A 9,800-nucleotide genomic window follows, 5' to 3' on the forward strand; every position below is an offset into this window, starting at 1 on the left:
ATAGATGTAGAATGGGGTTGTTGTATGGCTGCTGGTTTTAACCTGCAGCCACGGCTAGCAGGCGGCGAAGCCGCCGCAAAGGAGCGAAGCGACTTGGCCTAGGGGCCTGCAAGGGGGCCGCGCAGCGGCAGACCCAGCCAGCTTGCTGGCGCAGGGCCGAGCAGACCTGCGAGCCCTGAAAGGGCCCGGCCGCCGCAGGCGGCAGGCCCCAAAAAAAAGAACAACCCCCTAAAGATATTTTCCCGGCCCTAGCTTATCAAAGCAAAAATTTAGCTTCTACAAACTTTGTTTGTACATTTGTTTTTTAAAGCAAACCCTCTTTTTGGACCAAAACTATTTGCCTTGCATACTCTAGCCGAAAAATTAGCCGCCTTCGAGCGCCTACTCAACATTATGGACGAGCTCCGAGAACAATGCCCCTGGGACCGCAAACAAACGCTCGAAAGCCTCCGCCACCTGACCATCGAAGAAACCTATGAACTGGCCGATGCCATTCTGGAAAATGACCTGGACGAACTCAAAGGCGAAATCGGCGATGTTATGCTGCATATGGTCTTTTATTCCAAAATCGCTAGCGAACAAGGCGCCTTTGATGTGGCCGATGTCCTGAATCATCTCTGCGAAAAACTCATCCGCAGACACCCCCATATTTATGGCGATACCAAGGCCGAAGATGAGGCTACCGTCAAAGCCAATTGGGAGAAAATTAAACTGCAAGAAGGCAAAAAATCAGTCTTGCAAGGGGTGCCAAAATCACTGCCCGCCCTGGTCAAAGCCTACCGCATCCAAGAAAAAGCCAAGCAAGTGGGCTTTGAGTGGGAGGAACGCCAAGCCGTTTTTGCTAAGGTCAAAGAAGAATTGGCCGAACTAGAAGCAGAGGTCGAAAATAACGAACAAGATAAAATTGAAGAGGAATTTGGCGACCTGCTTTTTTCTATGATCAATTATGCCCGCTTCCTCAAAGTGGATCCCGAACTGGCCCTAGAACGCTGCAATCGCAAGTTTATCAAACGCTTTCAATACATTGAAGAACAGGCCAATAAACCACTAGACGAAATGAGCTTGTCCGAAATGGATGCCCTCTGGAATGAAGCAAAAACTAAGTAGGAGGTCCTGCTTTTGGGGCCTCCCGCAGCAAGCTGCGGGCGCTATGTTTCGGGGCTCGCTGCTCGCTCGGCCCTGCGCAAAAAATGCAAAGCATTTTTGCTCGGTCTGGCCTTCGGCCACCCCTGCACATCGCTAGGCCATTTTGGCCCTTCAGGCCAAAGGCGGTCAAGCCGCCTCCTACTGCCCAAAGCAACAACATAAAGCAAAACAGCTAATCAGACAAAAGAGAAGCAGCTCTCTTTCTAGAACGTAAAAAAAAGAACAACATGATAAAACGCCTCGCTCAACGCTTAGCACAAATGGAAGAATCGGCCACCTTGCGCATGGCCCAATTGGCTAGAGATGTAGCCGCTCAGGGACATCCCGTGATTAGCCTCAGCCTTGGAGAACCCGATTTTGATACGCCCCAGCATATTAAAGATGCCGCTATTCGAGCCCTGCAAACGGGCTTTACCAAATATACCCCCGTGGCCGGTTTGCCCCAATTGCGCCAAGCCGTTTGCCATAAATTTAAGCGAGATAATGGCCTAGCGTATACGCCTAGCCAAATTGTAGTCTCCAATGGCGCCAAACAAGCGATCGCCAACCTTTCTATGGCCCTGCTAGAAGAAGGCGATGAGGCCATTATTCTCAGCCCCTATTGGGTTTCTTATAAGGAAATCATCAACCTAAGTGGGGCCAGCGTGAAATTCGTCTCTGCAGGTATAGAGCAAGATTTTAAGGTCTCTGCCGAACAACTTAAAGCCGCTATCTCTGACAAAACCCGCCTACTCATCTATTCTTCTCCCTGTAATCCCACAGGCAGCCTGCTCACAAAAGAAGAATTGGCCAGTTGGGTGGAGGTGCTCCAAGAATTTCCCAATCTAATCATTGTTTCAGATGAAATTTATGAGTACATTAACTTCAGTGGCCAAGCCCATGCGAGTATAGCCCAATTTGATCAAATCAAAGAACAGGTCGTTATCGTTAACGGCTTTTCTAAAGGCTTTGCCATGACGGGCTGGCGCCTAGGCTATATGGCCGCCCCCCAATGGATTGCCGATGCCTGTATCAAAATTCAAGGACAGTTTACTTCTGGCGCAAATGCTTTTGGCCAAATGGCCGCCGCCTATGCCCTAGAAGCCGAACAAGAGGCCACCTTAGCCATGCGCGAAGCCTTTGAACGCCGCCGCAATTTACTCATCGAGCTGCTGCGCCAAATCCCTGGATTTAAGGTAAATAAACCCCAAGGGGCATTTTACCTCTTTCCCGATGTTTCGGCCCTTTTTGGCAAAAGCTACGGAAATTACCAGATCCAAACCGATGAGGACCTGGTCCTTTATCTTCTAGAAACAGCCCATGTGGCCCTGGTGGGCGGCTCTGCCTTTGGCAATGCCAACTGCCTGCGCCTGAGCTACGCCCTAGGCGAAGAAGACCTCAAAGAAGCTTGCCGCCGCATAGCGGAGGCCTGCGAAAAATTAAAATAATTTAAACGACTGATACGCAATGAAGAAAATATTGGTAGCCAACCGTGGCGAAATTGCCCTGCGCATTATGCGCAGCTGTAAAGAAATGGGGATTGCTACTGTGGCCGTTTATTCGGAGGCCGACCGCCTCGCTCCACATGTACGCTATGCCGATGAGGCGATTTGTTTGGGCCCTGCGCCCTCTAATCAATCTTATCTCTTGGCCGATAAAATTATTGAAGAAGCCCAAAAGTTAGGGGTCGATGGGATTCACCCTGGCTACGGTTTCTTGAGCGAAAATGCAGGCTTTTCAGCTGCCGTAGCCGCCGCAGGCCTCACTTTTATTGGTCCAAAACCTAAGGCCATCGAAATGATGGGGAGCAAATTGGCCGCTAAAGAAGCCACCAAAGCTTATGATATTCCCTTGGTGCCCGGTACCGATTATGCTTTGACCGATATTGAAGAAGCCAAAACCGTAGCCACCGAGATTGGCTTTCCCATTCTCATTAAGGCCTCTGCTGGTGGAGGTGGAAAAGGAATGCGTATTGTCGAAAAGGCCGAAGAGCTAGAAGAGCAAATGAAAAGAGCCGTTTCTGAGGCCCAAAATGCTTTTGGTGATGGCTCCGTTTTTATCGAGAAGTACATTAGCTCTCCCCGCCATATCGAAATTCAGGTCCTAGCTGATGGACATGGCAATGTAATCCACCTTTTTGAAAGAGAATGCTCCATCCAACGCCGCCACCAAAAGGTCATCGAAGAGGCGCCCTCTGTTATTTTGAGCGAGGAACTGCGAGCAGCTATGGGCAAATCTGCCTGTGATGTGGCCCGGGCTTGTGATTATATAGGCGCCGGAACAGTAGAGTTTATCTTTGACGAAAATAATAATTACTATTTCCTAGAAATGAATACTCGTCTGCAGGTAGAGCATCCCGTAACAGAGCTCATCTCTGGAGTGGATTTGGTCCGTCAACAGATTCTCATTGCTAGGGGAGAAGTCCTACAAATTAAGCAAGAGGATTTGAGGATTCAGGGACATGCGCTAGAGCTTCGGGTCTATGCCGAAGATCCCGCCAATAATTTCTTACCTTCTATTGGCCGCTTGGAGCGCTACCGCGGCCCCAAAGGCGTGGGCGTTCGTTTGGATGATGGTTATGAGGAAGGTATGGATATTCCCATTTACTATGATCCGATGATTGCCAAGTTGATTACTTATGGTAAGGATAGAGAAGAGGCCATCAGTCGGATGTTGCGAGCGATTGAGGAATATGAAATTGATGGTCCAGCCACAACCTTGCCCTTTGGCCGCTTTGCTTTAGAGCATGAGGCTTTTGTGAGCGGAAAGTTTGATACGCATTTTGTTAAAAACTATTTCCGTCCCGAATTGCTCCAAAAAGAAGCGCCCGAAGAGGAGCTTTTGGCCGCTATGCTAGTGGCGCATTTGCTCGATCAAAAAGGAAATAAGGCTAGCGCAACAACCGCTAGCAATAATCAGGGCGCAAAGCGTTCTGCTTGGAAAGATAGAGCGAAGCACTAAGCTTTAGCTGTATCGCGCAAAGGCCCAAAACGATTGTTTTGGGCCTTTTTTTTCGGCTGAGGGGCTGTAGCAGGGCCGCCGAAGGCGGCAGACCAAGGAGCGAAGCGACGCAGGGCCGAGCAGACTTGCGAGCTGCGAAATGGCCCGACCCGCCCGCAGGGCGGGGCAGCCCCAAAAGAAAATAGACCTCCTCCTAAACAGAAAAAGGGCCCTAGCCAATTCGCTAGCGCCCTTTGGGGTATATTGGAGCAAAGAACTACTTCAAAAAAGCCAGTTCTTCTGCCTGATCTGCTTTTTTATAGGCGGCCTTAATGGCGGCGGGCAAATCTTTAGGCGATTGTTCTTGGAAATAAATGTCGAGTTTTGCGTCCCCCTCGCCAATGCCACAGAGCACAAAGAAGGCTTTGCGGAGGCGGAACTGCATATTTTGGCTCATTTTGCCACTGTCTAGCGGTTGCAGCTCGATGGCTACGCCAGAGCTGGCCTCTTTGAGGATGCGATAAATAGCGCGAGTAGGTTTTTGGCCCAAATTAAGGAGGAAAAGTCCCTTGGGTGTGAGTTGCAAAAGCATGCCCTCAAAGGCTTTGAGCAAGAGGCTTTGCATCTCTTTGGGCAGCTCCTTGAGCAAGGGATTTTGAGCAATTGTGGCTTTGCGGTGGACCGTCCAGAGCTTGGCATCAACCTGCTGGATAAAGGGAGATTGGGCATTTTTGGCCATAGCGGCAGCAAATTCGTCCAGCATTTCCCCTTCTTCTTCCTTGGCCTTTTTGGCCAGGAAGTCGGCACAATGCAGCTTGAGCATATCCATGGCCTTTTCATGAAACTCCTCATCGGCTTCTAGCAGCATTTCGTAGGCATTGGCCAAATCGCCTTGGCGGATATAGAGCAGGCCAAGTTGATAAAAGCCTTCTGCTTTGCCGGCGGCTTCTCGGGTCATGCCTTCAAAAGCTTTTTCGGCTTCGGTCCATTCTTCTAGGGCCAGGGCAATCTGTCCGAGTTTTTGATAGAGGGGCCAGCGGTTATAGGCGGCCATATCCAGGCCGAGTTCCAAGTACATTTTGGCCATAGGCAACTGCCCGAGCCGTTCTGCAGTTTGGGCCAAAAGCAGATAACTTTCGCTATCATCGCCATCGGTTTTCATGGCGGCCTTAAAGTCGGCCTGTGCATCTTTTAGTTGGTTGCGATAGAGGAGGGCACGGCCTTTTTTCTTGAGGGTATAAGCGGTTTGTCCGCCCTGTTTTTTTTCAAGGTCTAGTACATCGGCAAAGCAATATTGGGCCTCTTCATAATTGGCCAACTGCATATAATAATCGCCCAAAGCGAGGCGATATTCAATGTTTTTGGGGTCGCTTGCAATTAAATCTCGATAGGCCTTAATGGCATCCTCGCTGCGTTCTAGTTTTTTGAGTAGAGCAATTTCTTGCTGGGCCAATAAGATAGCGCCGAGCTCTTCTCCCTTTAAAAACTGTAGGCTTTGGAGGGCCTCTTCATATTGTCCCAACTGCTCTAGGCTGTCCACTTTTAGGCGGAGGGCCAACACATCATCGGGGGTTTGGGCCAACAGCTTATTGAGTTGCAAAAGGCTTTTTTCTTCCTCTCCCTGGCTACTATAATAAAGTGCTAGGGCATATTGCAAGTCTTTTTCTTCTGGAATTTCTTTTTGCAAGGCCTGCAAAAGGGCCAGGGCTTCCTCGGCTTCTCCTTTTTGCAACAAGCTCAGCGCCAGGGCCAAACGATAATTGGCTTGGGGCGAGATGGCAATCGCTTTTTGGTAAAAATCAATCGCCTGCTCTTGGTCCTTGAGCAAACGATAGTATTCGGCCTGATAATAAAAACAGAAGGCCTCTTCGCCATATTCTGTTTTGGCCTCTTCAATTAAACTATCCAATTGGTAGAAATCAGCTTTCGACTGCGCCTCTTCTAAGGCAGCGATCAGTTCTACTTTTGTCATTTTTAAGGTTTTAATGGCTGTGGCTGGGCAATGGCCTGTTTAGCCCTGCACGGCTATCCATAAGTAGGTTAAATGTTGGCAGCATTAAGTTACAAAAAAAGCGATTGATATTGCTTTTTTACCTAAATAAGTTCCGTTTCCCCCAATTTTTTATTGAGGAGGATTATTTTTGGGGCCTCCGCTGCGGCTTCGCCTTGCGGCGCTACGCTTCAGGGCTCGCAGGTCTGCTCGGCCCTTCGTCGCTTCGCTCCTTGGTCTGCGGCTTCGCCGCCCCCTTTCGCATCGCTAGGCCGTTTGGCCTTCGGCCATGGCGGCTTTGCCGCCTGCCATTCATCGCCTAGGGGCTTGTCCCTGGGCGCAGGAAAGAGCAGACACAAAATTTTAAACAGACTCTGCCTAGGGGCTTATCTCTAGGGAATGATTGGTAAAACTCCTTCTTAGTCCTCCTGAACTCTATGATATAGCTTGTCAAAGTCATTGAATACAGTCACTAAACTGTTCGTTATAGGTCCCTCTACTGCATAAGAGTCGTCCTGAACTCCATGCTATAGGTTGCAGAAGTGTATAATATACGTTGGTTAACTGTACGGTATAGGTTGTGGAACTACATAATATAGGTTGTAGGACCCCAAAATAGACGTCCTAGGACGTCTATTTTGGGGTATAGGAAGGTACCTAATGGGGTTAGGGGACGTCCCCTCTGGGGTTGGGGGACATACCTCATGGGGTTAGGGGACGTCCCTCATGGAGTTCGGAACGTCCCTCATGGGGTTAGGGGACGTCCCTCATGGAGTTCGGAACGTCCCTTATGGGGTTGGAGGACGTCCCTCATGGAGTTCGGAACGTCCCTTATGGGGTTAGGGGACGTCCCTTATGGGGTTGGAGGACGTCCCTTATGGAGTTCGGAACGTCCCTTATGGGGTTGGAGGACGTCCCTCATGGAGTTCGGAACGTCTCTTATGGGGTTGGAGGACGTCCTTCATAGAGTTCGGAACGTCCCCTTTGGGGTTTCTGGATCTATACAATGCAGTTCCAGACGTCTATAAAGCAGTAGGGTAGCCTTGACTTTGGGCACTAGACCGATAGCTTGAGCGAAACAAGCGGCCTCTTCCACTTTCTAAGCTAAAAAATACAGTAGAGAAGAACTATTTTGGGGGGCTTGGACCTAAACTCTACTTTAGAGGACCTTTATTGGGGGCTTGTGAAACCCCATAGTTGCAGTTTATTAGTCCTTCAACTTTTTCTTGCTGCTTGTAGGTCTATTTTAGCCATTGGGCGGTTTTGGGCCAGAGAAGCAGAAAAAGCAAAGAAGGGCTTTCTCCTTTAGTTAATCAGCCTGGGCTTCAGCCCAAGGTGGTAAGCATAGCAATTGTTTTTACCTCTGAATTTTTTTACGGACATGGGCTGAAGTCCATGCTTGTGGGGCTGAGCAAAGAGCAAACTAAAGCCCTTGTTTGCTGGAAAAATGGAAAAGGTTCGCAGCAAGAAAAAAACAACGGCCCAACCACAAGGGCAAAGAAAAATCCCCTCGAAGGAGGGGATGGCGATTTTTTCGATAGCCTAGGGCCAAGGCCCTAGGGTTCCTATAAAATTTATGGGGGAGACAAAAACAAAATCAAGCTACTGAAGAAAAAAATAGCCCTTGTTCAAAGCGGTCGAGGATTTTAATCCTCTCCGCACTATAGATGTAGAATGGGGGGGTATGGCTGCTGGTTTCAACCTGCAGCCACAGCTAGCAGGCGGGCCCGCCCAAAAAACAACTAGCCTTAAGGAATTTTAATCTAGAAAAAAGGCTTAGTTAGGGAATCATAAACCTTAAAGAATAACTATGGAAAATATTACTGTTGAAGATTTAAAAGAAGTGGAATTTCACGACTCTACTTTACTGAGCTTAAAGATTGATTTTGATAATAAATGGATCGAGGCGGAGGTAGAGCTCATCTATGATGAACCCAAATTAACCATTCAGTTTTCTGATTTTAAAAATATTAGTTTAGGTGAAATTGAGGAATTGGATGACTGTGAAATTAACGATGTTGATTTCAAGCCTGTTATTTCTACTAAAAGGACAGAGGTTACCTTCGTTCTCTTGTTGGGGTTTGGTCATCGTTGTTCTGAATTAAAGTTTACTTTTTCGGATTTAAAAGCGCGATTTTCTGATGGGGTAGAAACTTTTGATGAGCTGCAAGAAATCTGGAGTAAGCATTACTATAAGGAGTAGTAGAATGGAGGCAGGCTCGACTTACTAAAAGTGAGCATGAAATGGAGTATGGATTTTAGGATTTTGGTTTGTAGCAAGGCCAATAAATAATACAAGATGAGTAATTATATTTATGTTTTTCAAGGAAATGGAGCTCGACTCTGTAGAGCTGTTTTTTCTAGTGTAGATAAAGCTGAGGCATGGATAAAAAAATATGGTTTGTCAGGTCTTCTAACAAAGTATCCTCTTAATGAAGGAGTTTATGACTGGGCTATCGAAAACCATTATTTTAGGCCTAAAAATGATCAGCAAAAAACACCTATTTTTATACAAAAATTCAGCTCAGCTTCATTAGAGCATTTTCATTATGAGTCGGGTGAAAGAGGATAAAATAGGTATTCCTTTGCTCTAGTAGCAGAATCCATCTTTATGCGAGTATCTCTATTGATGGGTAGTTGGGGTTACTCCCTTCCGCCATCAAAGACGCTTGTTGTTGGCAGTTGCTCGCCTTCTTTGCTTGGCCTAATAAAAATATTTTTATGTACTATATTATCATATATTGGTCATGGCTAATAATTACATTTATAGTATTTATTGCTGGAGTTATTAGAGGCCGCAACTGGAGACGGTCCGAAAATTTCATGAAACAATTGGGCTATTATTATGGTCTAATCGCAGTTGCATTAACAGTTTCCTATTTAGGGTATATGCTAGTTTACTATAATCAAGAAGGAATAGCTTGGAAGCAGGCGCCGCTGATAACCATATTCTCGCTAATATCCTCCTCTTTACCTTATGTATATATATTCATATTATTTTTAAGCCTCTTAGCCTCTACTCTTATTGCCTCTTGGCGGACTAGTTAATCAAAATTCATCAGAATGGTCAAACGATGGCAGCAAGGAGCAATAAGCTTCCTAATAATATTAGTTATATCTTACTCCTGTATAAATATATGAAATTGATTGGTAGTTTTTTTGGGCCTCCCGCCTTTGGCGGGCGGTTACTCCCTTTGGTCGTCGAAGACGCCCTAAAGGGCTTGTTGTGGCCGTTTGGCCTTCGGCCATGGCGGCTTCGCCGCCTGCTGTTCATCGCCTAGGGACAAGCCCCTAGGCTAATAAATGGAGTCAGCCCTAAAGGGCCTCAAATTATGATTTACGGCTTTGCTCTGTTGTGATTGCAGAGAAGGGCCATATCCAAAAGGCCCTCTTTAGAGGGCTGTCTGAAAAAGCTAGCCTAGGGGCTTGTCCCTAGGCGCAGGAAAGGGCGCACACAAGATTTTGAATGCTCTCCTTTATTAGTCCCTCAACTTTTTCTGGGTTTTTTTGAAAAAGGAGAGATAAGAGATAAAGAAAGCGTTTTTTAGTGGCTAGGTAGTTTTGGGCTGAAGCTTAATGGAAAGCTACAAGTAGAAAAAGCGAACAAGGACTTTCTCCGTCAGTTCGCTCAGGTAATAACCCTGGGCTTCAGCCCAGGGCGCTAAGCATAGCCGCTGTTGACTAAGCTTAATTAAAGATTCTAGGAGCTCGCCTTTTCTGCCATGGGCTGAAGCCCATGGTTGCG

General features: G+C 47.2%; 6 protein-coding genes. 5 read left to right on the plus strand and 1 reads right to left on the minus strand.

Annotation, left to right across the window (positions count from 1 at the left end):
- Nucleotides 1-342: 342 nt before the first annotated feature.
- The 3 genes from mazG (at nt 343) to accC (ending at nt 4,086) form a co-directional block, all read left to right on the plus strand.
- Nucleotides 343-1,107: a nucleoside triphosphate pyrophosphohydrolase gene (gene mazG / locus SAPGRDRAFT_RS16495; RefSeq protein ID WP_037350911.1), complete on the plus strand. Its 765-nt coding sequence runs from the start codon at nt 343-345 to the stop codon at nt 1,105-1,107.
- A gap of 269 nt (nt 1,108-1,376) precedes the next feature.
- Nucleotides 1,377-2,573, plus strand: a complete 1,197-nt coding sequence (locus tag SAPGRDRAFT_RS16500; RefSeq protein WP_172635372.1) for a pyridoxal phosphate-dependent aminotransferase — start codon at nt 1,377-1,379, stop codon at nt 2,571-2,573.
- Between the two features lie 19 nt (nt 2,574-2,592).
- On the plus strand, nt 2,593-4,086 hold the full coding sequence (gene accC, locus SAPGRDRAFT_RS16505) for an acetyl-CoA carboxylase biotin carboxylase subunit (RefSeq protein ID WP_002660397.1): 1,494 nt from the start codon (nt 2,593-2,595) through the stop codon (nt 4,084-4,086).
- 256 nt (nt 4,087-4,342) lie between these two features.
- Here the strand turns inward: accC and SAPGRDRAFT_RS16510 are convergent, their stop codons facing one another.
- Complete coding sequence (locus SAPGRDRAFT_RS16510) at nt 4,343-6,037, minus strand: tetratricopeptide repeat protein (RefSeq protein ID WP_002660399.1); 1,695 nt, start codon at nt 6,035-6,037, stop codon at nt 4,343-4,345.
- 1,861 nt (nt 6,038-7,898) lie between these two features.
- Here SAPGRDRAFT_RS16510 and SAPGRDRAFT_RS16515 point away from each other — a divergent pair.
- Nucleotides 7,899-8,258 carry a hypothetical protein gene (locus SAPGRDRAFT_RS16515; RefSeq protein WP_253271352.1) on the plus strand — a complete coding sequence of 120 codons (360 nt, stop codon included), beginning with the start codon at nt 7,899-7,901 and terminating at the stop codon, nt 8,256-8,258.
- Nucleotides 8,259-8,354: 96 nt separating this feature from the next.
- On the plus strand, nt 8,355-8,627 hold the full coding sequence (locus SAPGRDRAFT_RS16520; protein WP_002660402.1) for a DUF7710 domain-containing protein: 273 nt from the start codon (nt 8,355-8,357) through the stop codon (nt 8,625-8,627).
- The last annotated feature ends 1,173 nt before the right edge of the window (nt 8,628-9,800 follow it).

Source organism: Saprospira grandis DSM 2844, assembly GCF_000275825.1.
Lineage (GTDB): Bacteria > Bacteroidota > Bacteroidia > Chitinophagales > Saprospiraceae > Saprospira > Saprospira grandis_A.